This window comes from Streptomyces sp. NBC_00576, from assembly GCF_036345175.1.
GTDB lineage: Bacteria > Actinomycetota > Actinomycetes > Streptomycetales > Streptomycetaceae > Streptomyces.
Window position 1 is genome coordinate 6475011 of record NZ_CP107780.1, and the last position, 25295, is coordinate 6500305.

At 70.3% G+C, this 25295-nt stretch carries 22 protein-coding genes and 1 pseudogene; 13 read left to right on the plus strand and 10 right to left on the minus strand.

From position 1 onward, the window contains the following. Nucleotides 1–50 precede the first annotated feature (50 nt). Nucleotides 51–1682: an MDR family MFS transporter gene (locus tag OG734_RS28030; protein WP_330290251.1), complete on the plus strand. Its 1632-nt coding sequence runs from the start codon at nucleotides 51–53 to the stop codon at nucleotides 1680–1682. Nucleotides 1683–1872: 190 nt separating this feature from the next. Here the strand turns inward: OG734_RS28030 and cseC are convergent, their stop codons facing one another. The 5 genes from cseC to OG734_RS28055 all read right to left on the minus strand — a co-directional run bounded on the left by cseC (nucleotide 1873) and on the right by OG734_RS28055 (nucleotide 6618). Continuing rightward, nucleotides 1873–3252 carry a two-component system sensor histidine kinase CseC gene (cseC, locus tag OG734_RS28035; RefSeq protein ID WP_330290252.1) on the minus strand — a complete coding sequence of 460 codons (1380 nt, stop codon included), beginning with the start codon at nucleotides 3250–3252 and terminating at the stop codon, nucleotides 1873–1875. An 11-nt stretch (nucleotides 3253–3263) separates the two neighbouring features. Continuing rightward, nucleotides 3264–3971 (minus strand): two-component system response regulator CseB, encoded by a 708-nt coding sequence (cseB, locus tag OG734_RS28040; protein WP_330290253.1) that lies wholly within the window; start codon nucleotides 3969–3971, stop codon nucleotides 3264–3266. 28 nt (nucleotides 3972–3999) lie between these two features. Then, nucleotides 4000–4656, minus strand: coding sequence for a hypothetical protein (locus OG734_RS28045; RefSeq protein WP_330290254.1), 657 nt, complete (start codon nucleotides 4654–4656; stop codon nucleotides 4000–4002). 161 nt (nucleotides 4657–4817) lie between these two features. Beyond that, a complete protein-coding gene (locus tag OG734_RS28050) occupies nucleotides 4818–5360 on the minus strand; it encodes a SigE family RNA polymerase sigma factor (RefSeq protein WP_319210306.1) in 543 nt (180 codons plus the stop codon). A 307-nt stretch (nucleotides 5361–5667) separates the two neighbouring features. Continuing rightward, the gene (locus tag OG734_RS28055) at nucleotides 5668–6618 is read right to left on the minus strand and encodes an A/G-specific adenine glycosylase (RefSeq protein WP_330290255.1); all 951 of its coding nucleotides are present in this window, start codon (nucleotides 6616–6618) and stop codon (nucleotides 5668–5670) included. A gap of 246 nt (nucleotides 6619–6864) precedes the next feature. Here OG734_RS28055 and OG734_RS28060 point away from each other — a divergent pair, with 246 nt between their 5' ends. From OG734_RS28060 to OG734_RS28075, 4 genes are all read left to right on the plus strand, one after another. Continuing rightward, nucleotides 6865–7680 carry an oxidoreductase gene (locus OG734_RS28060; protein WP_330290256.1) on the plus strand — a complete coding sequence of 272 codons (816 nt, stop codon included), beginning with the start codon at nucleotides 6865–6867 and terminating at the stop codon, nucleotides 7678–7680. Between the two features lie 49 nt (nucleotides 7681–7729). Continuing rightward, entirely contained in the window at nucleotides 7730–8077 is a 348-nt protein-coding gene (locus OG734_RS28065) for a hypothetical protein (protein WP_330290257.1), read from the plus strand. Between the two features lie 52 nt (nucleotides 8078–8129). Continuing rightward, nucleotides 8130–8720 carry a TetR/AcrR family transcriptional regulator gene (locus OG734_RS28070; RefSeq protein ID WP_330290258.1) on the plus strand — a complete coding sequence of 197 codons (591 nt, stop codon included), beginning with the start codon at nucleotides 8130–8132 and terminating at the stop codon, nucleotides 8718–8720. Between the two features lie 173 nt (nucleotides 8721–8893). Further along, complete coding sequence (locus OG734_RS28075) at nucleotides 8894–9748, plus strand: hypothetical protein (RefSeq protein ID WP_330290259.1); 855 nt, start codon at nucleotides 8894–8896, stop codon at nucleotides 9746–9748. A 98-nt stretch (nucleotides 9749–9846) separates the two neighbouring features. On the opposite strand, the gene disA is transcribed toward OG734_RS28075, so the two are convergent. Together disA and radA are read right to left on the minus strand one after the other, a co-directional pair. After that, complete coding sequence (disA, locus tag OG734_RS28080) at nucleotides 9847–10971, minus strand: DNA integrity scanning diadenylate cyclase DisA (RefSeq protein WP_330290260.1); 1125 nt, start codon at nucleotides 10969–10971, stop codon at nucleotides 9847–9849. Nucleotides 10972–11052: 81 nt separating this feature from the next. Continuing rightward, nucleotides 11053–12462: a DNA repair protein RadA gene (gene radA / locus OG734_RS28085; RefSeq protein WP_330290261.1), complete on the minus strand. Its 1410-nt coding sequence runs from the start codon at nucleotides 12460–12462 to the stop codon at nucleotides 11053–11055. Between the two features lie 218 nt (nucleotides 12463–12680). On the opposite strand from radA, the gene OG734_RS28090 reads away from it, so the two are divergent. Further along, complete coding sequence (locus OG734_RS28090; protein WP_330290262.1) at nucleotides 12681–14483, plus strand: hypothetical protein; 1803 nt, start codon at nucleotides 12681–12683, stop codon at nucleotides 14481–14483. 10 nt (nucleotides 14484–14493) lie between these two features. Here the strand turns inward: OG734_RS28090 and OG734_RS28095 are convergent, their stop codons facing one another. Next, entirely contained in the window at nucleotides 14494–15369 is an 876-nt protein-coding gene (locus OG734_RS28095) for a hypothetical protein (protein WP_330290263.1), read from the minus strand. 83 nt (nucleotides 15370–15452) lie between these two features. On the opposite strand from OG734_RS28095, the gene OG734_RS28100 reads away from it, so the two are divergent. The 4 genes from OG734_RS28100 (at nucleotide 15453) to ilvD (ending at nucleotide 20056) form a co-directional block, all read left to right on the plus strand. Beyond that, on the plus strand, nucleotides 15453–16397 hold the full coding sequence (locus tag OG734_RS28100; protein WP_330290264.1) for a Ppx/GppA phosphatase family protein: 945 nt from the start codon (nucleotides 15453–15455) through the stop codon (nucleotides 16395–16397). A gap of 179 nt (nucleotides 16398–16576) precedes the next feature. After that, nucleotides 16577–17416 carry a sugar phosphate isomerase/epimerase family protein gene (locus tag OG734_RS28105; protein ID WP_330290265.1) on the plus strand — a complete coding sequence of 280 codons (840 nt, stop codon included), beginning with the start codon at nucleotides 16577–16579 and terminating at the stop codon, nucleotides 17414–17416. Continuing rightward, entirely contained in the window at nucleotides 17413–18027 is a 615-nt protein-coding gene (locus tag OG734_RS28110; RefSeq protein ID WP_330290266.1) for a TetR/AcrR family transcriptional regulator, read from the plus strand. The genes OG734_RS28105 and OG734_RS28110 overlap by 4 nt, the downstream gene beginning before the upstream one ends. Before the next feature lie 175 nt (nucleotides 18028–18202). After that, the gene (gene ilvD / locus OG734_RS28115) at nucleotides 18203–20056 is read left to right on the plus strand and encodes a dihydroxy-acid dehydratase (protein WP_330290267.1); all 1854 of its coding nucleotides are present in this window, start codon (nucleotides 18203–18205) and stop codon (nucleotides 20054–20056) included. Between the two features lie 436 nt (nucleotides 20057–20492). On the opposite strand, the gene OG734_RS28120 is transcribed toward ilvD, so the two are convergent. Further along, nucleotides 20493–22595 (minus strand): serine/threonine-protein kinase, encoded by a 2103-nt coding sequence (locus OG734_RS28120; protein ID WP_330290268.1) that lies wholly within the window; start codon nucleotides 22593–22595, stop codon nucleotides 20493–20495. 180 nt (nucleotides 22596–22775) lie between these two features. Here OG734_RS28120 and OG734_RS28125 point away from each other — a divergent pair, with 180 nt between their 5' ends. The 3 genes from OG734_RS28125 (at nucleotide 22776) to OG734_RS28135 (ending at nucleotide 24195) form a co-directional block, all read left to right on the plus strand. Then, nucleotides 22776–23105, plus strand: a complete 330-nt coding sequence (locus OG734_RS28125) for an SH3 domain-containing protein (RefSeq protein WP_330290269.1) — start codon at nucleotides 22776–22778, stop codon at nucleotides 23103–23105. 269 nt (nucleotides 23106–23374) lie between these two features. Then, nucleotides 23375–23692, plus strand: coding sequence for a hypothetical protein (locus tag OG734_RS28130; RefSeq protein ID WP_330290270.1), 318 nt, complete (start codon nucleotides 23375–23377; stop codon nucleotides 23690–23692). After that, nucleotides 23689–24195, plus strand: a complete 507-nt coding sequence (locus tag OG734_RS28135; RefSeq protein WP_330290271.1) for an EamA/RhaT family transporter — start codon at nucleotides 23689–23691, stop codon at nucleotides 24193–24195. The genes OG734_RS28130 and OG734_RS28135 overlap by 4 nt, the downstream gene beginning before the upstream one ends. Before the next feature lie 30 nt (nucleotides 24196–24225). Here OG734_RS28135 and OG734_RS28140 read toward each other — a convergent pair. Next, nucleotides 24226–25129: pseudogene (locus OG734_RS28140) on the minus strand (SulP family inorganic anion transporter); the annotation flags it as partial. Nucleotides 25130–25295: the final 166 nt, after the last annotated feature.

Sequence of the window (25295 nt, forward strand, 5' to 3'; positions counted from 1 at the left end):
TTGCCGGGCGGCAAGTAAGTAGGAGTTCCTGGGGGAGTGGGTCGGAGACGATGGCGGACACGCGGGCAGTTGTGGATGAGCAGGGCGGGCAGGGCGAGCAGGACGGGCAGGGCAAGCAGCCGCGGAGTGTGCGGGTGGTGCTGCTCGCGCTCATGATCGCGATGATGCTCGCGATGCTGGACAATATGATCATCGGTACGGCGATGCCGACGATCGTCGGCGAACTGGGCGGGCTCGAACACCTGGCGTGGGTCGTGACCGCCTACACGCTCGCCACCGCCGCCTCCACCCCGATCTGGGGCAAGCTCGGCGACATGTACGGGCGCAAGGGCGTCTTCATGAGTTCGATCGTGCTCTTCCTGATCGGCTCGGCGCTCAGCGGTATGGCCCAGGACATGGGACAGCTGATCGGCTTCCGTGCCGTGCAGGGGCTCGGCGCGGGTGGCCTGATGGTCGGCGTCATGGCGATCATCGGGGACCTTATTCCGCCGCGTGAGCGGGGCAAGTACCAGGGCATGATGGCCGGTGTGATGGCGCTCGCCATGATCGGCGGACCGCTGGTCGGCGGAGCGCTGACGGACCACCTGGGCTGGCGCTGGTCGTTCTACATCAACCTGCCGCTGGGTGTGGTGGCGCTCGCCGCCATCAGCGCCGTACTGCACCTGCCGAAGAAGCGCGCAAAGACGCGGATCGACTACCCGGGCGTCGCGCTGCTGACAGTCGGTATCACTTCGATCGTGCTCGTCACGACCTGGGGCGGCACGGAGTACGCGTGGAGCTCCGCCATGATCATGGAGCTCATCGGGATCGGCGTCGCCTCGCTCGTCGGGTTCGTGTTCTGGCAGACCAAGGCCGCCGAGCCGATCATCCCGCTCCACATCTTCCGCAACCGCAACTTCACGCTGATGTCGATCATCGGCTTCATCACCGGGTTCGTGATGTTCGGCGCGGTGCTGTTCCTGCCGCTGTACCAGCAGTCCGTGCAGGGCGCGTCCGCGACCAACTCCGGGCTGCTGCTGCTTCCGATGCTCGCGGCGATGATGATCGTGTCCATGGTCGCGGGGCGGGTGACGACGGGCAGCGGCAAGTACAAGGTGTTCCCGCTGGCCGGCGGTGTGCTGCTGAGCGTGGGGCTGTATCTGCTCGCGCAGATGGACACGGAGACCTCGCGGCTGACGTCCGGTGTGTACATGGCGGTGGTCGGGGCGGGCCTCGGCTGCCTGATGCAGATCACCATGCTGGTCGCGCAGAACAGCGTAGAGATGAAGGACATGGGCGTCGCGTCCTCCACGACCACCCTGTTCCGTACGCTCGGGTCCTCGTTCGGGGTCGCGATCATGGGGGCGCTGTTCAACAGCCGCGTGCAGGACGTCATGAGCGAGCGGGCCGGGGCGCTGGGGTCCAAGGTGACCGAGCAGTCGGCGCAGCTGGATGCGGCGAGCCTGGCGAAGTTGCCTGCGGCGGCGCGGGAGGCGTACCAGTACGCGGTGTCCTCCGGGACGCACTCGGCGTTTCTGCTGGGGGCTGTGGTGGCGGTCGTGGTGCTGGTGACGGCGGTGTTCGTCACGGAGGTTCCGTTGAAGGGGGCGGGGCCGGAGAAGGGGGATGAGGGCTCGGGCCCGGGCTCGGCTTCGGGGTCGCAATCGCCTTCGGTCAAGGGGCCTGCGGTTGAGGCGGTTTGACGTGGTGGTGGGGGGACGGTGAGGCGTTGAAGGCCCTCGGGTGGTGTCTGCCCCGGGGGTCTTCGGCTTTTGTTCTCGCCCCCGCCGCCCCTACCCGTCCCATCCCTTCTTGGGGGCTGTGCCCCCAAACCCCCCTCCGGCCCTGAAGGGCCTTGTCCTCAAGCGCCGGCCGGGCCGGGGGTGCCGGCTCTCAACGGCTCGTGCGCGGCAGCATCGGGTAGCTGCCCGTGTTGGTCGGGGCGTGTTCCGGGAGCCACAGGACTGCTACCGCTCCCTCTGCGGGGACGTCCTCCGGGGCGCCCGGCGGGCGTATGTTGCGGAATGTGAGGCGGGCGCCCATGACTCGGGCCTGGCCTGCGGCGATGGTGAGGCCGAGACCGTGGCCCTGTCCCGACCGGTCACTGCTCCCCGTACGGAAGCGGCTCGGGCCGTCCGCCAGCAGGTCCTCGGGGAAGCCGGTGCCGTGGTCGCGTACGCGGATGACCCGGCCCTCGACGGAGACCTCTATGGGCGCCTTCCCGTGCCGTGCCGCGTTGGCCAGCAGATTGAACAACACGCGCTCCAGCCGGCGCGGATCCGTCGTGACCTCCGACTCGTGCACCACCTGTACGGCGATCTCCGGGTCCTTCGCGAGCACCCGCCGGGCCACGAACTCGCCCAGCATGATGTCCTGCAACTCGGCCCGCTCGGACGCCCCGTCGAGACGGGCCACCTCCAGGACGTCCTCGACCAGTGTGCGCATGGCCTTCGCCCGGTCCAGGACCAGCTCCGTCGGGCGCCCGGGCGGCAGGAGTTCGGCGGCCGTCAGCAGACCCGTCACCGGCGTACGCAACTCGTGCGCGATGTCGGCCGTGACCCGCCGTTCCGCCTCCAGCCGCTGCTGCAGGGTGTCCGCCATCGCGTCCACCGCGCGGGCGAGGTCGTCGGTCTCGTCCCGTACGACACCGCCGATGGCGTCCCGCACCCGTACGTCCGTCTCGCCCCTGGCGACCTGGTTCGCGGCGGCCGCCGCCTTGCGCAGCCGGCGCGACAGCTGGGCGCCGATGAGCACGCCGAGCGCGCTGCCGCCGAGGACGACGGCGATCGAGCCGATGATCAGCGCCTGGTCGAGGTCGGCCATGATGTCCGTGCTGCGGTCGGTGAACCCGGTGTGCAGCGACATGATCTGCCCGTTCTTGAGCGGTACGGCCGCCCAGATGTCCGGCACACCGTCCGGCCGGTCGGTCACATAGGTCGCCCGGCGGCCCTGCGCCGCCTTCTCCCGCAGTTCCTCCGGCAGGTTCGGGTCGTCGACCTTGATGCCGGGGAAGTTGGGCCGCCCCGACAGGTTGTAGTTGCTCTGCCCGATCAGAACGCGTTCGTCCGCGAGGTCGCGTGCGCTGTCCAGCATCGAGACCCGGGCCGCGTTGTGCACGACCAGGCTGAGCGTGACCGCCACGAGCGCGCCGACCAGCGCGATGGCGGCGCTCAGCTTCCATCGGAGCCCGGTGCGGATGCCCGCGAACCGGTTGAACTGGCTGGACCGCCTGAACTGGCTGGACCGGCTGGACCGTATTTCTCTGGAGCGCATGGGTGCCCCGCTCAGGCCTTCAACTTGTAGCCGAAGCCGCGGACCGTCTCGATCCGGTCCTGGCCGATCTTCGTACGAAGCCGCTGCACATGGACGTCGACGACGCGGGTGTCGCCGCCCCAGCCGTAGTCCCACACGCGTTCGAGGAGCTTGTCGCGGGAGAGGACCGTGCCCGGCGCGGACGAGAACTCCAGCAGCAGCCGCATCTCGGTGGGAGTCAGGGCCACCGTCCGGCCTTCCTTGCGGACCTCCATGCCCTCGGTGTCGATCTCCAGGTCGCCGAAGACGAGCACCCCGCCGGTCACGGGCGCGCTGCCCTCAGCGGCCGCCGCGTTCGGGCCGCTCGCGTGGCCGAAGCGGCGCAGGACCGCGCGGATCCGGGCGACCAGGACGGCACCGTCGAAGGGCTTCGTGACGTAGTCGTCGGCGCCCGCCTCCAGGCCGAGGACCACGTCGATCGAGTCGGCACGCGCCGACAGCATGATCACCGGCACGGTGGACTCGTCGCGGATACGCCGGCACAGGCTGACCCCGTCGAGGCCCGGGACCATGACGTCCAGGAGCGCGATGTCGGGTCGGTCCGCGCGGAACGCCTCCAGGCCCGACAGCCCGTCGGGCATGGCGGTGACCGCGAAGCCGTCCCGCTCCAGGGCGAGTTGGGTGGCCTCGCGGATGACGTCGTCGTCCTCGACGAAGAGGACGTGGGTCTGGTCTGCCATCCCGGGTGCTCTCAGTTCTCGTCTTGTGTCAGTTCGGGGCCGTCGTCGGTGCGTCGGCGCCGTCGACCGCGCTGCTGTACTCGTTGTGTGTGCGGTACTCCAGTGTGAAGCGGCCCGCCGTCCAGCGGTAGGTGATCACATTCTCGCCGGACGGGCTCGTCACCGGGTCGTCCTTCTTGTACACCTGTTTGGTGACCACCAGATCGCCGCGGTCTATCTCCGCGTACACCGGGGATTCCTCGGCCCTGAAGACGTTCCGGTACCCGTCACCCGCCTCGCGGTACACGAAGGAGCCGACGCCGACGGCATCGCTGCACGTCATGACATTGACGACGACGTCGTCGCCGGACCCGCCGGTCAGGTCCCCGTACGACACGTCGACCGGGTACTCGTCCCCGACGCACGGCTGCAGCGCGCGCTTGACCGAGGGCGCGACCCCCGGGTCGTCCAGCACGAGCCTGACCGCGTCCACGTCGTCCGGAGTGGCGTACGCGGAGGCCATCGGGGTCGTGGGTTTGAGCTTGCCCGCGACGGCGTCGGCGCCCGCCGGGCCCTCGTCACGGGCGCCGGTGCCGCCGGTGGCGCAGGCGGAGACAAACAGGCCGAGGGCGGCGAGCACGGCAGTCGCCGTGATCACCGCCTGAAAGGCCCGCCGGGCAGGGGCGGACAGGGCCGACGGCCCCATGAGCAGCCCCGGAGCATGCTCCGGCCACCCCCGTGAACCCGTACCGGTACTCGCGCCCGGACTCGCATCCGCACCAGGCGGACCATGGCCCGGGGGCGAGTCCGAGCCCGTGCCGGAATCCGTCCGTGTCCGGGGTATCCCGGAGTCGGTCGCCCCTGTGCCTAGGCCGCGCAACGCTCCCGCTCCTCATGCTCCAGCGCGCGTGCGTCCAGATCGCGGGCCTCCAGCTCCTCCCGGAGCCGGGCGAGCGCCCGGTGCAGCGTGCTCTTGACCGTTCCGGCCGACATGCCGAGGGCGGCGGCCGTCTCCTCCGTGGACATCTGCTCCCAGTGTCGCAGCACGACGACACTCCGTTGCTTGGGTGCGAGAACCTTCATGACGTCCATCAGAAGTGCGCGGTCCGCGTGCTGTTCGGTGGAGTCGTCGACGCACGCGTCCGGGAGCTGCTCGGTGGGCACTTCCTCCAGCTTGCGCGCCCGCCACCACTCCGTCCGGGTGTTGATCATCACCCGGCGGAGGTAGGCGTCCGCGAGCCGCTTGTCCGCTATGCCCTCCCAGCGGCCGTACGTACGCACGAGCGCCGTCTGCAGCAGGTCCTGCGCGTCGACGGGGTCCGGGACCAGTCGACGGGCGCTGCGCAACAGCGCGTCCTGCCGTGTGCGGACGTACTCCTCGAACTCGAGCACCTCGCCCTGCTGCGCCATGTCGACCGCCTCCCGCTCCCCGTTTCCGACCTGTCTTCCGGCCGGCTTTCACTGCCTTGTGGTCTGTACAGGGATGAAGCTACGGAGGCGTTGTCACGGGGGTGTCCGAGCCAGCCTGCGGGGAGCGCGCGGCTGTCCGTCGGTTGTGTAACGGAAATGGGGAAGGGGTAAGCGGGGAGGGTAAATCATGGCGGTATGGGGGGATTTGGGAGCGGGGCGGGAGTGTGTCGCGGCGTTACAGGACGCCGAGCATGTGTTTCGGCTTTGCAGGTCATGTGGGTCCGGCTGCGTGTCTCGGCTGTCTGTCTCAGCTGTGCGGCAGGCGGTACAGCCCGTCCGGCAGGGGCTCGACCAGGCCGTCGGAGACCAGGCCGTCGAGGGCCCGGGCACGCTGGACCGGCTCGTGCCACACGCGGTCGAGCGCGGCCTGCGGTACGGGGGTGTGGGCTTCGCGGAGTACGGCGAGCAGCTTGCCGCGTACCTGACGGTCCGTGCCCGCGTACGTCTGGCCGCGGCGCGCCGGCCCCTCGTGCTCGGGCTTCCCGGCGAGCCGCCAGGCGCACTGGGCGGCGATCGGACAGCGGTGGCAGGTCTCGTTCCTGGCCGTGCAGACGAGCGCGCCGAGTTCCATCGAGGCGGCTGCCCAGCGGGCGGCCGTGGGCTCGTCGTCGGGCAACAGGGCGCGGGCGAGCTTGCGTTCGGCGGCGGTGGTGGCGTTCGGGGGGTACTGGACGCCGGTGACGGCGCGAGCGAAGACGCGGCGCACGTTGGTGTCCAGTACGGCGTGCCGCTGGCCGTAGGCGAAGGAGGCGACGGCCGCGGCGGTGTACTCGCCGATGCCGGGCAGGGCGAGCAGCTGGGCGTGGTTCGTGGGTACGTCGCCACCGTGGCGTTCCGTTATGGCGACGGCGGCGCCGTGCAGGCGCAGGGCGCGGCGCGGGTAGCCGAGCCGGCCCCAGGCGCGGACGGCTTCGCCGGAGGGGTCGGCGGCGAGGTCGGCGGGGCGGGGCCAGCGGGCGAGCCACTGCTCGTAGACCGGGAGCACGCGGCTGACGGGCGTCTGCTGCAGCATGAACTCGCTGACCATCACACCCCAGGGCCCGGCGTCCGGCCGCCGCCAGGGGAGGTCGCGGGCGTGGTCGTCGAACCAGTCGATGACGGGGGAGTGGAGGGGGGTGCCGTCGGCGGCGGGGGTGTGGACGGGGGTGCCGGCGGGCGTGCTGTCGTCGCGGTGCGGGGGCTTCGTGGGCGCAGTCATGGCGGTTCCGATCCTGCCATGTGGGGGTGCGGGGGTGCGCGATGCGGTGCGGTACGGGGCGGGTTGTTTTCGCCCCGAGGCCCCCCTTCGGCCCTGAAGGGACCTCGTCCTCAAACGCCGGACGGGCTGGAATGCCGGGCCTTCTCTGAATCGGCGGCCGTGTCCACTTGCCATCGATCGACGATCCCCGTATGGTCGTACAGACGTAAGACATACGAGCGTAATTTAAAGGCGTGGGAGATCCTGATGGCGACAACTCGGCCGGTGGTGCTCGTGACAGGTGCCTCATCGGGGATCGGCAAGGAGACGGCCCGTGCCTTCGTCGCGGCGGGTTTCGAGGTGATCGGCACCGGCCGTAGGACTTCCGGGCTCACTCCGCCCGCCGGTGTGACGTACATCGATCTCGACGTGGGCAGTGACGACTCGGCCACCGCCGCGGTCGCAGAGGTGATCGACCGGTTCGGGCGCATCGACGTCCTGGTCAACAACGCGGGCCTCGGCTCGGCGGGCGCCGTCGAGGAGAACTCCGTCGCTCAGGCCCAGAACGTCCTGAACATCAACGTCCTGGGTGTCATCCGTATGACGAAGGCCGTCCTGGCGCACATGCGCGCCCAGGGTGGCGGGCGGGTCATCAATGTCTCGTCCGTCCTCGGGGTCGTCCCCCAGCCCTTCATGGCCCTCTATGTCGCGACGAAGCACGCCATCGAGGGCTACACCGAGTCGCTGGACCACGAGGTCCGCGAGCACGGCGTCCGGGTCCTCCTCGTCCAGCCCGCCTACACCAGGACCAGCTTCGACACCAACGCCGCGCAGCCCGACACCCCGCTGCCCCTGTATGCGGAGCGGCGGCGCGTCTTCGACGAGGTGATGGCGCAGGCGATGAAGGACGGCGACGACCCCGCCGTCGTCGCCAAGGTGATCGTCACCGCGGCCACCGACAAGAAGCCCAGGCTGCGCTACGCCGCCGGGCCGCTGGCCTCGCGCGTCACCACCGCGCGCCGCCTGGTCCCTGCCGGAGTGTTCGACAAGCAGATCCGCAAGAGCAACCGCATGCCCGCCTGACCTCCCGGTCCGGCTTCCAGGGCATCGATTCCGCCCGAAGATCTCCGATGTGCCCGACATCGCCGCCACCGGTGCGGCCGGTCCCGTCCGCCAGGTCGCGGGCGGCCTGCCCAACATCGACGACCTCAGCTTCCTGACCCCCTTCTCCGATGTGGTGTTCGCGGCGCAGAACGGCTCCTCCTCGAACAACGGCCCGGACAGGGTCGTGGTGATCTACCCCAACGGCACCATCAAGCCCGTCCTGACCGGCGCGGACGGTCTCGCCTCGCCCTCCGCGACCGCGGTCCGCGGCGACCGGCTCTACATCACCGACGGCGGAGTCCCCGACCCCCACGACCCGAAACTACAGACCGCCAGGATCAACTTCCCCGCGCTCCTCGCAGGCGCGGCACACTGACCCGACCAGGACGACAGCCGGGGCGCAGGCCCCGGCTGCCATGGAGGAACACATGGTGCGCTACGCGAAAGAACACAAGCAGGAGACGAGGCAGCGGATCGTCGAGACGGCCGGCCGCCGGTTCAAGCGCGACGGCATCGACGGCTCGGGGATCTCCACGCTCATGAAGGACGCCGGCCTGACCAACGGCACCTTCTACGCCTACTTCGCCTCCAAGGACGAACTCATCGCCACCGCGGTCGCCGACCAGGTGCGCGCCCAGCACGAGAACATCGTCGCGCAGGCGGCACCCGGCCGAGCCGGACTCGAGCAGTTGATCCGCTGGTACTTCTCCACCGAACAGCGCGACAACATCGACGACGGCTGCCCCAACGCCGCCCTCCTCGACGAGATCGGACGCTCCACGGATCGCACCAGACAGGCGTACACCGACAGGGCACTGATCCTCATCGACGGCTTCGCCGCCCGCCTGGCACCCCACGACCCACCCTCGGCACGCCTGAAGTCACTCGGCCTCCTCGGCATGATGGCCGGGACACTGCAACTCTCCCGCGCCCTGACCGACCAGCAACTCGCCGACCAACTCCTCGAACAGGGCATCCGCAACGCCCTCGCACTACTGGATGCCGAGCAGCTCGACTGAGAAGGAGCGGTGGGGGCGGGTGGGCAGAGGCGGCCCCGGTGTGAACGGTTTCCCCTCCGGGGGGAGTTCAGCCACGTCACCACCCCCTTCGCCGGGATGATGATCCGGAAAAGTTGGTGCCCCGGCGGCGGGTGGGGCGAGTGAACTGTCTGATCTCTCGTACAGTTTGCGCCGTGGGATCTATGCGCAATCCGGTCGGGCCGCTTCCCTCCTCCATCTACTGGCGACGGAGGGCCGTTCTGCTGTCTGTGCTCGCCCTGTTGGCGCTGCTGGGCATCTGGATCGTCGCTTCCGGCGGCGGAGGCGGCAACAAGGGTACGGACGGCGCCAACGGCAAGGATCCCGTGCAGACGATCACCCCGGGACCGTCCGGTTCGGGGCCCGCGATCAGTCAAGCCCCGGGCGGACGCGACGAGTCGGGCAGCACGGGCAGCGGCGGCGCGGACTCCGGTTCCGCCTCGGGGGGCTCCGGAGGCTCCGGGGGTTCAGCGAGCTCCGGCGGTTCGAACTCCGGTTCCGGCGGCGACAGCGGTTCCGCCGGGACGGGTGGCGGCGGTGCCGGTACGGACGACGGCGTCAACGGCAGCGTAGGCAGCGGCGACACCCTTCCCGCCGGTTCCACCCTGCCCAACTGCACCGCCGGTGTCGTCCAGTTGAGCCTGCGCAGTGTGCAGAACGCGTATGCACCCGACGAGACGCCCACCTTCCAGCTGGTCGCCAAGAACTCCTCCGCCAACGACTGCAAGATCGACCTCGGCCCCAGGACGGCGGTCGTGACGATCACGCAGACGAGTAGCGACGACGACATCTGGTCCTCGGACGACTGCCCGAAGGACACGTCCGGTCTGCTGTTCCGTGTCTCGGCCGGAGACAGCATCACGTACACGTTCGAGTGGGACCGCAAGGCGAGCGCCCCTGAGTGCGCTACTCCGAAGGCGGGGTCGGCAACGGCCGACACCTACCTCGTGGAGGCACAGGCCCAGGGCTTCCCGAAGGCCCAGACGTCCTTCGTACTGGACAAGGACTGAGAAGGACCAAGAAGGACTGGGGAAGACGCAGAAGGACGGAGAAGGACCGAGAAGGGCCGAGCAGTTCGGCCCCTCGACCCCGTCTCCACGCACCCCACCTACACGTACCGCTCCAGAATCGACGACTCCGCCAGCCGCGACAGCCCCTCCCGCACGCTGCGCGCCCTCGCCTCGCCGACCCCGTCCACCGTCTGGAGGTCGTCGACGCTCGCCGCCAGCAGCTTCTGCAGGCCGCCGAAGTGTTCCACCAGGCGGTCGATGATCGCGCCGGGCAGGCGTGGCACCTTCGCCAGGAGGCGGAAGCCGCGGGGGGAGACCGCCGAGTCGAGGGTCTCGGGTGAGCCCGTGTAGCCCAGGGCCTTGGCCACCGTGGAGAGTTCGAGCAGCTCGGCGTGGCTGAGCGCGTCGAGTTCCGCGAGCGCCTCGTCGACCGTGCGCGAGCGTTTGGCGGTCGGCTCGGGTACGTAGTCCCGGACCACCAGTTCGCGCTCCGGCTCCACGCCCGCGATCAACTCCTCCAGCTGGAGGGCCAGAAGCCGCCCGTCGGTGCCCAGCTCGAGCACGTACCCGGCGATTTCCGTCGCGATGAGGCGGACCATCTCCAGACGCTGCACCACCGCCGAGACGTCCCGGACCGTCACCAGGTCCTCGATCTCCAGGGCGGAGAGCGTGCCCGCGACCTCGTCGAGGCGGAGCTTGTAGCGCTCCAGGGTCGCCAGGGCCTGGTTCGCGCGGGAGAGGATCGCCGCCGAGTCCTCCAGGACCCGGCGCTGGCCGTCCACGTACAGCGCGATGAGTCTCATCGACTGGGAGACCGAGATGACCGAGAAGCCCACCTGTTTCGACACGCGGTCGGCGGTGCGGTGCCGGGTGCCTGTCTCCTCGGTGGGGATCATCGGGTCGGGGACCAGCTGTACGCCGGCCCGCAGGATCTTGGACAGGTCCGAGGAGACCACGATGCCGCCGTCGAGCTTGCACAGCTCGCGCAGCCGCGTCGCCGAGAACTCGACGTCCAGGACGAAACCGCCTGTGCACATCGCTTCGACAGTCTTGTCGGAGCCGAGCACGATGAGTCCGCCGGTGTTACCGCGGAGAATCCGTTCAAGCCCGTCGCGCAGCGCCGTGCCGGGTGCCACAGCGCTCAGTGAGGCGCGCATCAGGCCATCGGCACCGGAGCTCCCACCGGACTTTCCGGGAGCTGCTGCCCGGTCGTTGGCTGCCACTGCACTCCTCCGGTCGCAGGTTCTTAGGCGCTCCCGTTTCGCACACGTTGTTCGTACGGACGGGCGAGACCTGCGCAAAGTCTACCGGCGGTCCTCCTCGTCCCGTGGTGCCTCTCGCCTACGCGACCTCGGGAGCACCCGCAGAGCCTCCCCCATGTCGGCGACTTCGAGGACTTTCATACCGGCGGGGATCTTGCCGGGGTCCGACGGAACGAGGGCGTGGGTGAAGCCCAGACGGTGGGCTTCGGCCAGTCGTCGCTGGACCCCCGTCACCCGTCTGACCTCGCCCGCGAGGCCCACTTCGCCGATCGCCACCAGGTTTTTGGGCAGCGGGGTGTCGCTCGCGGCGGAGGCCAGCGCGAGGGCGATCGCGAGGTCCGCGGCCGGCTCGGAGAGCTTCACCCCGCCCACCGTCGCCGAATAGATGTCGCGCTTTCCGAGCGCGCTGATCCTGCCCCGTTGTTCGAGAACCGCGAGCATCATCGAGACCCGGGACGTCTCCAGACCCGATGTCGTACGCCTGGGGGAGGGGATCTGTGAGTCGACGGTGAGGGCCTGGACCTCGGCGACGAGCGGGCGGCGGCCCTCCAGGGTGACGGTCAGGCAGGTGCCCGGCACCGGCTCGGCGCGCCGGGTCAGGAACAGTCCGCTCGGGTCGGCGAGGCCCGTGATGCCCTCGTCGTGCAGTTCGAAGCAGCCGACCTCGTCCGTCGTGCCGTAGCGGTTCTTGACGCCCCGGACGAGGCGGAGGCGGGCGTGCCGGTCGCCCTCGAAGGACAGGACCACGTCCACCAGGTGTTCCAGGAGGCGCGGTCCTGCGATCGCGCCGTCCTTGGTGACATGGCCCACAAGGAGCGTCGACATGCCGCGTTCCTTGGATGCGCGGATCAGCGCCCCGGCGACCTCGCGGACCTGCGCCATGCCGCCCGCCGCGCCGTCGATCTCGGGCGAGGCGATGGTCTGGACGGAGTCGAGGATCAGGAGGGACGGCTTCACGGCGTCCAGGTGGCCCAGGACAGCCGCCAGGTCGGTCTCCGCGGCGAGGTACAGGTGGTCGTCGATCGCCTTGATGCGGTCGGCGCGCAGCCGGACCTGACTCGCGGACTCCTCACCCGTGATGTAGAGCGTGCGGTGCTCGTCGCTCGCCGACTTCGCCGCCACGTCCAGGAGGAGCGTCGACTTGCCCACGCCCGGTTCACCGGCCAGCAGGACCACAGCTCCCGGGACCAGCCCGCCGCCCAGGACGCGGTCGAACTCGGGTACACCGGTGGAGCGGGCGGTTGCCTGGCGGCCGTCGACCTGGCCGATGGGGAGCGCGGAGGTGGTGACGCGGCCCGGTGCCGTCGTACGGACCGCGGGCGCGCCGTACTCCTCCACCGTGCCCCACGCCTGGCACTCGGAGCAGCGGCCGAGCCACTTGACCGTCTGCCAGCCGCACTCGGTGCATCGGTAGGACGGTCGGTCCTTCGCGGTCTTCGTACGGACAGCCATGAGACGAACCGTATCCGGGCCCACTGACATCACCGTCGTCACCGTCGCCGACGGGTGCCGGAAGCCGATGCTCCCCGCGCTAATCAGCCACGTCAGGACGGGAACAGGCCACGGAATCCGGGGTTCCTGTCCCCCATTGAGGGATCGTTTCACCCGTACGGATTAAAAGTGCTCAAGGTAGGCGAAGGGGTCGTCGTAAGACGCCTACGGTCGCACGGATGACGAGCAGCAGTCCGGACACCCCGACCCGCAGCACCGGTGCACACCGGGCGCACCGTGAGGCGCGCGACCGGTCGGCGGGGCGCACGCTGGTCCAGCGCCCGCCCGCGCGCTACGAGCCGTATCTGGACGGCCTGTTCACCTACTGCCTGTCCGTCCTGTGCGACCACGACACGGCCACCGCCGCCCTCGGTGACGTCCTCGCGCTCGCCGAGCGCCGCAGCCCGCGCGGTCCGGAGTCCGCCGGTGACCGCAGGGCCTGGCTGTACGCCCTCGCCCGCTGGTCCTGTCTGCGCAAGCTCGCCGAGGCCAAGCAGAAACGTCAGAGCACGCACGCGGCCGGCCGGCGCGGAAAGCGGCAGGCGTCCGCCACGCCCGCGCCGCAGGCCGCCCCCGACTCCGCGGCCTCCTCCCCAGCCCCCGTCTCCGCGGAGGCCCAGGAAGCGCACCGCCGTGAACTGGCCCAGCTCGCCTGGCCGGAGGCCGCCGGTACCACCCCCGAACAGCGCGAGGCGCTCGAACTCGCCGTGCGTCACAAGCTCGCCGCCCCCGAGGTCGCCGCCGTCCTGGGCCTGGACGCCACCGCGGCCCGTGAACTGCTCGCCTCCGCCGCCTGCGAGGTCGAACGCACCCGCGCCGCCCTCGCCGTCGTCGAGACCGGCACCTGTCCGAGCGTCGCGCGCCTCACCGGCGACCACCAGTTGGTGCTCAGCAGCGCGCTGCGCCGCGAACTGGTCCGGCATGTCGACGACTGTCCGCGGTGCCGCCGTATCGCCGAGCGAGCCGTCCCCGGCACCTGGCCCGGCGCCGAGGTCACGCCCGCCGAACTGCCCGTCCTGGAGGCACCCCGTGCGGCCCTCCATGTCGCCATGGCGCACCTCCCGCGCGCGCGGGGCGCCGCCGCCCCACGCTTCGACCGGCGCGGCTTCCCGATGGACCCCAAGGACCGCGCCGCCCGAAGGGACCGCCTACGCGCGCGTGCCGTCACGACCACGGTCGTCGCCACCGTGGTCGCCGCCCCCGTGCTCGCCCTGTGGGCCGCCTACCGTGGGGCGCCGGTGACAGGCGAGGGCGTCCCCGGGGACCGGTCGGCCACGGCGAGCGAGGCGCAGCGCCCCGACACCCTCGACGGCGAGGCAACGGGCGGCGGCTACGAGAACGCCGGGAACGCGGGCAACGTCGGCACCGGCCCCGACAGCGGCATCGTCAAAAAGGACCACGGCACCCCGGACGTCTCCGTGGAGGTCGTCAGCGCGGTCCCCGGCGCGAAGGAGAGCCCGGGCCTGCTCACCGTGGAGGCGTCCAGCGACGGCGACACGACGCTCATCACCCTCACCGCGTCCGGGCACACGCCGGTGCGCTGGACGGCGTACACCGGGGCGTCCTGGCTGTACCCGAGCCGGTCGACGGGAACGCTGAGGCCCGGCGAGTCGTTCACGATCAAGGTGTACGTCGATCCCTTGCGCGAGCCGGCCGGCCACTGGAGCGCGCGGGTGTCGATCGCACCGGCGTCCGCCGTCGTCTCCATCGAGGGGTACGGCACCGCGCCCACACCCCTGGACCCGGCCCCGGCGAACCCACCGGCCCCCGGCCCGCCGCACCAGAGCACCCCGCCCCCGCACCCGACGCCCACCGCGCCGTCGACCCCGCCACCCAGCAACCCGCCACCGTCCTCGTCACCGGACCCGGAGCCCACCCCGACCTCCACCCCGACGGCCTCGGTGACCTCGACGCCAGCCGACCCCGGGGGCTCGTCGCCACCCGTCGACAGCGGCACCCCGAGCCCCGCGACGGCCTTCTGAGCCCGCCGCGTCAGCGAACGGGATCAGCCGGATGCGGAGCCAGCAGCGGCAACTGCGAAGCCAGCCGCTCCTCACAGAGCTCGACCAGCCGGTCGTACCCCGCCTTGCCCATCAGCTCGACCAGCTCCGGCCGGTACGACACGTACACCGGGTCGCCCGCGCCGTGCGCCGAGGTCGCCGACGTGCACCACCAGTGCAGGTCGTGGCCGCCCGGCCCCCAGCCGCGCCGGTCGTACTCACCGATCGACACCTGGAGCACGCGCGTGTCGTCGGGTCGGTCGATCCAGTCGTACGTCCGCCGCACCGGAAGCTGCCAGCAGACGTCCGGCTTGGTCTCCAGCGGCTCCAGGCCCTCGCGCAGCGCCAGGATGTGCAGCGAGCACCCCGCGCCGCCCGCGAACCCGGGCCGGTTCTGGAAGATGCAGGACCCCTGGTACGGCCGGGTCTGCCGCGACCCCTCATCGTCCTCGGAGGTCCAGCCGGACGTGGTGCCGATGTCGTGGTGCTGCCAGATGTCGGGCGTGAGCCGTGCCACATGTCCGGCGACGCGCTTCTCGTCGTCCTCGTCGGAGAAGTGGGCACCCAGCGTGCAGCAGCCGTCGTCCGCGCGGCCGGCCTGGATGCCCTGGCAGCCGCTTCCGAAGATGCAGTTCCAGCGAGAGGTCAGCCAGGTCAGATCACAGCGGAAGACCTGCTCGGCGTCCGCCGGATCAGGGAACTCCACCCACGCGCGCGCGAAGTCGAGGCCCTTCTCGTCACTCACCTTGGCTGACGTCGAAGATTTTGTGGACTTCGCAGATTTCGGGGACGTCGAGGACTTCGCAGACTTCGCGGAGAGGGCTGACGTTGCCGACTTGTCGGCCTTTGCCTTTTTCGTCTTTGGCACGCGTCCAGGGTAAGACGCCCGGGCTCTCTTTCGGCACCGCTCCGGCGACGGATGCGGGCGCGGCTGGCAGTAGCGTTCCGCCCATGAGACTCGGTGTCCTCGACGTGGGATCGAACACGGTGCATCTGCTGGTGGTGGACGCGCACCCCGGCGCGCGCCCCCTGCCCGCGCATTCGCACAAGGTCGAGCTGCGGCTCGCCCAGCTCCTCGACGACGCCGGAGCCATCGGCCCCGAGGGGGTCGACAAACTCGTCGCCGTGATCCAGGACGCGCTCCAGGCCGCCGAGGACAAGGGCGTCGAGGACCTGCTGCCGTTCGCCACCTCCGCCGTGCGCGAGGCCAGCAACGCCGACGACGTCCTCGCGCGCGTGCAGGCCGAAACAGGCGTTGAGCTCCAGGTCCTGACCGGCTCCGAGGAGGCGCGTCTCACCTTCCTCGCCGCCCGCCGCTGGTTCGGCTGGTCGGCCGGCAAGATCCTCGTCCTCGACATCGGCGGCGGCTCCCTGGAGATCGCCTACGGCATCGACGAGGAGCCCGACACCGCCGTCTCCCTCCCGCTCGGCGCCGGCCGTCTGACCGCGGGCTGGCTCCCCGGCGACCCGCCCGACCCCGACGACATCAGGTCCCTGCGCCGCCATGTACGCGCCCAGATCGCCCGTACGGTGGGCGAGTTCAGCCGCTTCGGCGCTCCCGACCACGTCGTCGCCACGTCGAAGACGTTCAAGCAGCTCGCCCGCCTGGCAGGCGCGGCCCGCTCCACGGACGGCCTCTACGTCCAGCGCGAACTGAAGCGCGAGTCTCTGCAGGCCCTCGTGCCCGAACTGGCCTCCATGACGACGGCGGAACGAGCAGCCCTCCCCGGAGTCTCGGAAGGCCGAGCCAACCAGCTCGTCGCGGGCGCCCTAGTGGCCGAGGCGGCGATGGACCTCTTCGCCGTAAAAACCCTGGAGGTCTGCCCCTGGGCCCTGCGGGAGGGCGTCATCCTCCGCCGCCTGGACCACATGGGCACCCACATGGGCACGGAGTAGGTCCCTCTCACGGGACAAGCTCCGGCACTTCTCGATCAACCTGTGCTGCACATACCTCAGGGGCGCGGGGAACTGCGCGACAAGCCACGCACGGACCCGCACCCGCCGAACCACCGAACCCCAACGGCGACCAGGCGCCCCCGACCCACCCCCACATACACACCCCGTACCCTGTCCCCGTGGCGGAACCAGTCGTACGCATCCCGGATGCGAAGGTCGCGCTGTCCACAGCCTCCGTGTACCCGGAGTCGACGGCGACGGCCTTCGAGGTCGCCGCGCGTCTCGGCTACGACGGTGTCGAGGTCATGGTCTGGACGGACCCCGTCAGCCAGGACATCGAAGCCCTGCGCAGGCTGAGCGACTACCACCAGATCCCCGTCCTGGCCATCCACGCGCCCTGCCTGCTCATCACCCAGCGCGTCTGGTCCACGGACCCCTGGACCAAGCTCCAGCGAGCTCAGTCGGCCGCCGAGAAGCTCGGCGCGTCGACCGTCGTCGTACACCCCCCCTTCCGCTGGCAGCGCCAGTACGCGCGTGACTTCGTCACCGGCATCTGGCGCATGGCCGACGAGACGGACGTCCGGTTCGGCGTCGAGAACATGTACCCCTGGCGCTACCGCGACCGCGAGATGCTCGCGTACGCCCCCGACTGGGACGTCACGAAGGACGACTACCGCCACTTCACGATCGACCTCAGCCACACCGCGACGGCCCGCAGCGACGCCATGGAGATGATCGGCCTCATGGGCGACCGTCTCGGCCACGTCCACCTCGCCGACGGCAACGGCTCCAACAAGGACGAGCACCTGGTCCCGGGCCGCGGCACGCAACCCTGCGCCGAGCTGCTGGAACGGCTCGCGCTCACCGGATTCGACGGCCATGTCGTCATCGAGGTGAACACCCGCCGCGCGATGTCCGGCGTCGAGCGCGAGGCCGACCTCGCCGAGGCGCTCGCGTTCACCCGCCTCCACCTGGCCTCGGCCGTCAGAGTCGTTCCCGGCGGGGGACCGCGCCCATGACCAGCGCGGCCCCCCGCCGCCGGGGACGCCCCTCCCGTACGGACTCCGCGGACACCCCCGCCGCCCGCGACCGCATCCTGGCGGCGGCCCGCGATGAGTTCGCCGAGCGGGGCTACGAGAAGACGTCCGTACGCGGCATCGCCAAGGCCGCAGGCGTGGACCCGGCGCTCGTGCACCACTACTTCGGCACCAAGGAGCAGGTCTTCGAGGCGTCCATCGAGGTCGCCGTCGGACCCCTCCTGAACGCCCCCGGCTCGATCGGCGAAGGACCCCTCGACGGCGTCGGCGAGCGGCTGGCCCGCTTCTTCTTCGGGGTCTGGGAGAACCCGGCCACGCGCAAGGCGCTCCTCGCGATCGTCCGCTCCGCCATGAACAACGAGGCCGCGGCAGGCGTCTTCCGCCGCCTGATCTCCGCCCAGCTGCTGCGCCGCATCGCCGTCCAGCTGGACCTCCCGGACGCCGAACTGCGCGCCGAACTGGCCGCCGCCCAACTCGTGGGCATCGCGATGCTGCGCTACGTCATCAAGGTGGAGCCTCTGGCCTCGGCGGCCCCGGAGCTGATCATCGAGAGGGTGGCCCCTGTAATACAGGTCCACCTGACAGCCCCGTAAGGGGCGCGGGGCTGTGACATGTGCGGCTCCGCCGCGTGGGCGCGAGCAACCCACCACAACCCGCACTCGAAAGCCGAGACAACCATCCCGCATTCCGGACCGAACGTCCGATCCGTGGATAACCGGCGTACGCTCGACGGAGTCATTACTCTCCGAAGTAGCGAGGCGAGCGAAGATGCCCGAGCTGAGGTCCCGCACAGTCACCCACGGCCGCAATATGGCGGGCGCCCGCGCCCTTATGCGTGCCTCCGGTGTACCGGGTGCCGACATCGGGCGGAAGCCGATCATCGCGGTCGCGAACAGCTTCACCGAGTTCGTGCCCGGCCACACGCACCTCCAGCCGGTCGGCCGCATCGTCAGCGAGGCCATCACCGCCGCTGGAGGCATCCCGCGCGAGTTCAACACGATCGCTGTCGACGACGGCATCGCGATGGGCCACGGAGGCATGCTGTACTCCCTCCCGTCCCGCGATCTGATCGCGGACAGTGTGGAGTACATGGTCGAGGCCCACTGCGCCGATGCCCTGATCTGTATCTCCAACTGCGACAAGATCACCCCGGGCATGCTGAACGCCGCGCTGCGGCTCAACATCCCCACGGTCTTCGTCTCCGGCGGCCCGATGGAGTCCGGCCGGGCCACGCTGGTCGACGGCACGGTCCGCACGCTCGACCTGGTCGATGCGATCTCCGACGCGGTGAACGAGAAGATCTCGGACGAGGACATCCTCCGTATCGAGGAGAACGCCTGTCCGACCTGTGGTTCCTGTTCCGGCATGTTCACGGCCAACTCGATGAACTGTCTGGCGGAGGCCATCGGGCTGGCCCTCCCGGGCAACGGTTCGGTCCTGGCCACGCACACGGCCCGCCGGGCGCTGTACGAGAACGCGGGCCGCACGGTGATGGACATCACCCGCCGCTACTACGAGCAGGACGACGAGACGGTCCTGCCCCGCAACGTCGCCACCCTCGCGGCCTTCGAGAACGCGATGGCCCTCGACATCGCGATGGGCGGCTCGACCAACACGATCCTGCACCTGCTGGCCGCCGCCCAGGAGGCGGGCGTCCCGTTCGGCCTCGACGAGATCAACGAGGTCTCGCGCCGGGTGCCGTGTCTGGCGAAGGTCGCGCCGAACGTCGCCAAGGACCGCACGTACTACATGGAGGACGTGCACCGGGCCGGCGGCATCCCCGCCCTCCTCGGCGAACTGCACCGCGCGGGCCTGCTCAACGAGGACGTGAACTCGGTTCACAGCTCGTCCCTCGCGGACTGGCTGAAGACCTGGGACGTGCGCGGCGGCTCGCCGTCGCCGGAGGCCCTGGAACTGTGGCACGCGGCGCCCGGCTGTGTCCGCTCCGCCGAGGCCTTCTCCCAGTCCGAGCGCTGGGAGGCCCTGGACACGGACGCGGCCGGCGGCTGCATCCGCAGCGCCGAGCACGCGTACTCCAAGGACGGCGGCCTGGCGGTCCTCAAGGGCAACCTCGCCGTCGACGGCTGCGTCGTGAAGACGGCCGGCGTCGACGAGTCGATCTGGACCTTCGAGGGCCCCGCGGTCGTCTGCGAGTCGCAGGAGGAGGCCGTCGAGAAGATCCTCAACAAGCAGGTGACGGACGGCGACGTCGTCGTTATCCGCTACGAGGGTCCCAAGGGCGGCCCCGGTATGCAGGAGATGCTCTACCCGACCTCCTTCCTCAAGGGCCGCGGCCTCGGCAAGACCTGCGCCCTGGTCACGGACGGGCGCTTCTCCGGCGGCACCTCGGGCCTGTCCATCGGCCACGCCTCCCCCGAGGCGGCCTCCGGCGGCACCATCGCCCTCGTCAACAACGGCGACCGCATCCGCATCGACATCCCCAACCGCACGATCGAACTGCTGGTCCCGGACGACGAGTTGGCGGCCCGCCGCGACGCACTGAACGGCGTCTACGCCCCCGTCGCCCGCGAACGCAAGGTCTCCGCCGCCCTGCGCGCGTACGCGGCGATGGCGACGAGCGCCGACAAGGGCGCGGTGCGAGACGTGTCACTGCTGGGCTGAGGTCGCGTTTCGCAGGGGCCGTCTCTTCGGGGGCGGCCCTTTCTCGTCACCAGGCGGAGGGGTTGTTAGCTGCTCGCCATGGAGTGCGTTCGAGGTCGAATTAGCTCGATCGTGTGGTCGTCCGTTTGCGGGATAGCGGTGCCCTGGGCCGTTTGGGTTAGCGTGGTTGTGCGTCCTGGGACACCGGGTACGGCGTCAGTGTGCGGGGCCCCTGCTCCACCAGAGGATGGTTCAGGGCCTCCCCGTCGCCTCTGGCCGTGCCCACATGGCCAGGTCGTGAGGGCTGTGTCCATCAGCGGCCTCCGGCCGCGGGGGCCTCCCGGGCTCGGACCACGCACACGATGCGTGTCGCCACCCGGGGTCGAGTACGCCGGGGACCAGCTCGCCCAAGACCGTTCGGGGCGCGCGGCTGAACAGGCTCACGCCCGCTCAGTCTTTAGGAACGGTTGTGGGCGGGTACGGCGAACACCGTGCCGTCGGGGGCTGTGGCGTAGACGTGGTTCTCGGCGATGACAGGGTCGGGCAGCGAGGCTGTGACCCGGTCGGAGTTCGCGCCGAGTCGCGCCGGTGTCTGGCCGAGCAGTGTGCCGTCGTCGGCGGACACGGCGAGCAGTCGTCCGTCAGGGGCGGTGACGTACACGTGGTCTCCGTCCGCGACCGGTGTCGATCCGCGAGGCACGGACGTCTCGAGCTGCCACAGTTGCCTGCGCGTTCCCAGATCGAACGCCTCCAGCGAACCACCCGTGGCCAGGACGTAGACGCGGTTCCCGTGGACGCCGGCGTGGACGCCGTCACGTGCGATGGGCAGCGCCACGCGGCGTGACTCCTTGGAGCGCGGGGTGTAGCGGACCACCGCCTCCGTGGCGCCGTAGACGTTGTCGAGGGAAAGGAAGAAGACGGACCCGCCGCTGGAGCCGACAGGCTGGAGCCCTCCCTCCAGCCTGGCCGCCCAGCGCACGTCACCGGTGGCCGGATCGATCGCGGAGACCCGCGTACTCGACGCGTCGTCGGACCTCGTCGTCGCGTACATCAGCGGATCGCCGGCGAACGAGGCGATGAACGGGGACCTTTGGCCCGGCACCCGACGGTTCCACTTGATGACGTCCGACGCACTGTCCACACCGGTGATGCTTCCGTCGGAGTGGGAGAGCAGGAGCATGCCGCCGGCGTAGCCCATGCCTTCGTGCGCGGGCAGGTCCCGCTGCCAGCGGGTCTTTCCCGACGTGGGATCGAGCGCCTTCACCCGCTGCTCCTCGTCCGTGCTGATCTGCACCAGCCCACCCGAGACAACGGGGGGTTCGCTTCTGAGGGCCCTGGAGACGGAGCGGCGCCACAGGAGGGTGCCGTCGGAGGGGGAGAGCGCGTAGATCTCGCCGGGCTGGGCGCAGAACAGCTTTCCCGCGCCGTAGGAACACTGGGGGGCGCCCGCGCCTTCGGAGACCGGCTTCGCCGCCCATGGGGCGAACCCGGTGGTCGTGGTCGTGGCCGAGGTCGTGGGGCTCGCGCCGGGTGATGCCGGACGGTCTCCACCGGTCAACCGGATCGAGGCGAAGGCGCCGATCACGATCAGACCGACCGCCCCGGCCGCCAGCACCGCCGACCGCTTGCGGAGGCCTGTCCCGCGCCGTTGTTCGGGCGCGTCGGCAGGCGGCCCGGACGGCGGCGTGTCACCCGACCGCTGCTCCGGTATGAACGCCTGCGTGTCGTACGAGGCCGCGACCGACCGCAGCTCCCGCATCAACTCGTCCGGCGTGGGCCGGTCCTCGGGTTCCTTGGCGAGGCACCGCACGATGAGCGGAGCGAGGTTCTCCGGCACGCCGGTCAGATCGGGCTCGTCATGGACGACCTGGTAGGCCACGACATACGGGCTGTCCGAGTCGAACGGCCCGCGCCCCGTGGCCGCGTGCACCATCACGGACCCGAGCGCGAAGACATCGGCGGCGGGCCCGACCTCCCGAGGCCGTCGGAACTGCTCGGGTGCCATGAAGGGAGGTGTCCCGATCAACTTCCCGGTCTCGGTGCGCAGTTCGCTGTCCTTTGGCCGAGAAATACCGAAGTCGATGACCTTCGGCCCGTCCTCGGCGAGCAGCACATTGCTCGGCTTGAGGTCCCGGTGCACGACGCCGACCCGGTGAATGTCGCGCAGCGCCTCGGCCAGTCCGGCCATGATCCGGCGCAACTGGGCAGGAGCCATGGGGCCGTTCCGCTTCACCTCTTCGGAGAGGGTCGGCCCGGGAATGAACAGCGTGGCCATCCAGGGCCGTTCGGCCTCCGGATCGGCATCGACGACCGGCGCGGTGAAGGCACCGCTGACCCGCCGCGCCGCAGCGACCTCCTGCCGGAAACGCCCCCTGAACTCAGGGTCCTTGGAGAACTCGGCATGTACGACTTTCACCGCGAGCGTCATCCCCGAGCCGCTCCGGGCGCGATGCACGACGCCCATGCCGCCGGACCCCAGACATGACTCCAGACGGTAGTGACCGGCGTACTCGGGAAGTTCCGCTTCCGGGCCCGCTCCGGTGTTGTGCTGTGGCGCCATGGGCCCACCCCCGTGCTGATCGTCCGCGCGCGACGAGCCGGAGCCTAGTCGATGACCCGTATGAGACAGAGGCGGCTTGCTGGTCTCCGTGTACGAGTTGCGTACATGTGTTTGATGGCGTGATTTGGGGGAATCAACGGGGCCCACGGCAGCCGTGGGATCCGACGGGGGAGGCTTTTCATGTCTGTTGAACGTGTTGAAGAGGTTGACGGCAGCGCGGAGCAGGAGGCCGTCACCATGGCGGCCACCGCGAGTGCGACCGTGCGCTACTACGCGGTCGCCCCAGGGTTCCGCCTCAACGTCCGCAGCGGCCCCAGCACCACGTACCACGTCGTCCGCGTTCTGTCCGAGGGGGCCAGCGTCCCGATCTGGTGCCAGACGCCGGGCCAGTCGGTCGCGGGCCCGTACGGCACGTCGAACATCTGGGACAACATCGACGACGGCCAGTACGTCTCGGACGCCTACGTCCACACCGGCAGCGACGGCTACGTCGCCTCACGCTGCGCCTGATTTCCGGCACCGTCACCCAAGGGAACCACCAGTGACTTCCCGGACCCGGGATCCGTCCTGCTCACGAGCGCCGCCGGCGGATTTCTCACGAGCGGCATCCGTGACCGCGTAGCCGGCGGCAAGCACGTCTCGGACGCCTACGTGAACACCGGCAGCGGTCGGCCGCACAGCCGACCGCTGCGGGCCTGCCCCCTCCAACCCCTGAGGGTCCCCATGCCATCCCTGAAGCACAGATCCGTCATGGTCGCCGACCTCGCCGGTGCCTTTTCATGGTCGGCGCCGCACAAGCCGAGGCCGTCGTCGTCTACGACACCGCCCCGGGCTATCGCCTCAACGTCCGCAGTGGCCCCGGCACGGGCTACACCATGCGCGTCCTCGCCGAAGGCGCCAAGGTCCCCGTCTACTGCCAGAGGCCGGGCGAGACGGTCACCGGTCCCTACGGCACGTCGAACATCTGGGACAACATCGACAACGGCGAGTACGTCTCGGACACGTACGTGCACACCGGCAGCGACGGCTACGTAGCCGTCGCTGCAGCTGATCCCCCGCGGAGCCCGCGCCCGCCCGGAGCCATAATCGACGCGTGAGCGACGAACACGACATCCGGGAAACACCCGCGGGCTCCGCACCCGGCCCCCGCCCAGAGCCCATCCGCTTCTTCGGCACGACCTGGGTCGACCACGGCAACGGCTACCCGGCCCGCCGCATCGCCGCGGCCACCGGCTCGCTCGCGGCCGTCGTCGTCGCCTGTCTCGTCCTCCGCTTCGCCTACCAAGGCCTCCGGATCGCGGAAATCGGCAACTTCGTCACCCTCCTCATGGTCGTGATGTTCGCGATCTGCGGCGCCCTCGCCTTCCGCCACACCTGGGACGGCTTCACCAAGCGCCCCGACCCCGACCGTCAGGCCTCTCTCCACGGCCTGCTGGCCATCGGCTTCGTCGGCTCCCTCCTCGCCTACTTCTTTCGCTCCCTCACCGAGGCCCCCGGCGAGAAACTCCACCGCGAGGAGTACGACGCCGCCGTCGAGCGGTACGAGAAGCGCTCCACCCGTCGCACCGGCAACCCGTCGAAGAAGCGCCGCCGCTCCTAGCCGAGCCCCGGTTCACACCAAAAACCACCACTCCCGCACCGGCACGAGCCCGCACCCGGCGTGCACCAGCAGCGCGGACGGCGCCGCCACCGGAATCACCCCGAGCACCCCGGGCGCGACGGCCGTGAAGAGCAGTAACCACACCCCGTACAGCACCCGGGATGCCTTGGTTCGCGCCCTCGCCCGGACTCGCTCGAAGGGGGTGCCCCCAGCACTCCGCACACCGCGTTTCCCGCACCGTGCGCGATCAGCTCACGGTCGTAGTCGGTGCGCCGCCCCCGGTGCGGCCGGTTCACTGCCGCCGCACTGAAAAGCGACTCGGCGGAGCGATCAGCGCGAGGGCGATCACGGTCCCCATCACGCCGAATTCCGTGAGCCGCCCCAGATCCGCGGCCTCCGGCAGCCGTACGGCGTCCAGCAGCCCCCGCACCTCGACCCGCCGCACCTCCAGGTCCAACGCCCAGGTCAGCGCCGCCGCGAGACCGACCGCGACCAGCGGTACGGGCACCAGGTGATTCCCGCGCTTCCATCGCGGCCACAGCACCAGTACGGCAATGGTGGCACCCCCCACCGGCAACGCCACCGGATCCACCAGCCCGGGCAGCGACACCAGCCCCGTGAGCTTCCCCAGGCCGCTGCCGGGCGCGTTCGCGTCGCCCAGCATGTAGACCTGCCCGGCGACCAGCACGAGCCCGATCCCGGCGAGCATCCCCTGCACCACGGCAACCGACACGGCCCTGAACCACCGCCCGAGGTGCAGGACCCCGAGCCCGAGCTGCACCAGACGGGCCCCCAACACCAGAACCCCGAGCGTCCCGACCCCGTCCCTGTGCACGGCCTCGTAGACCAGCACGGTCATCCTCCCCGCAGCCGGCCCGCTCACCCGCAGGCAGTGCGACGAGGAACACGACGAGAGAAGCGAACAGATCGGCCCTGCGTACGCCGTAGCGCATGACAAAAGCACCTCAGACGATCAACCACGGTCACGGGAGATGCGTGGGTGCCGCACCGGGGGACGGCACGGCGGACCGACATGTGCGGCATATGACCGCGCACTGAAATCCGCTGTCGGGAAAGGGAGTTGATCGCGCAGCCGGTTG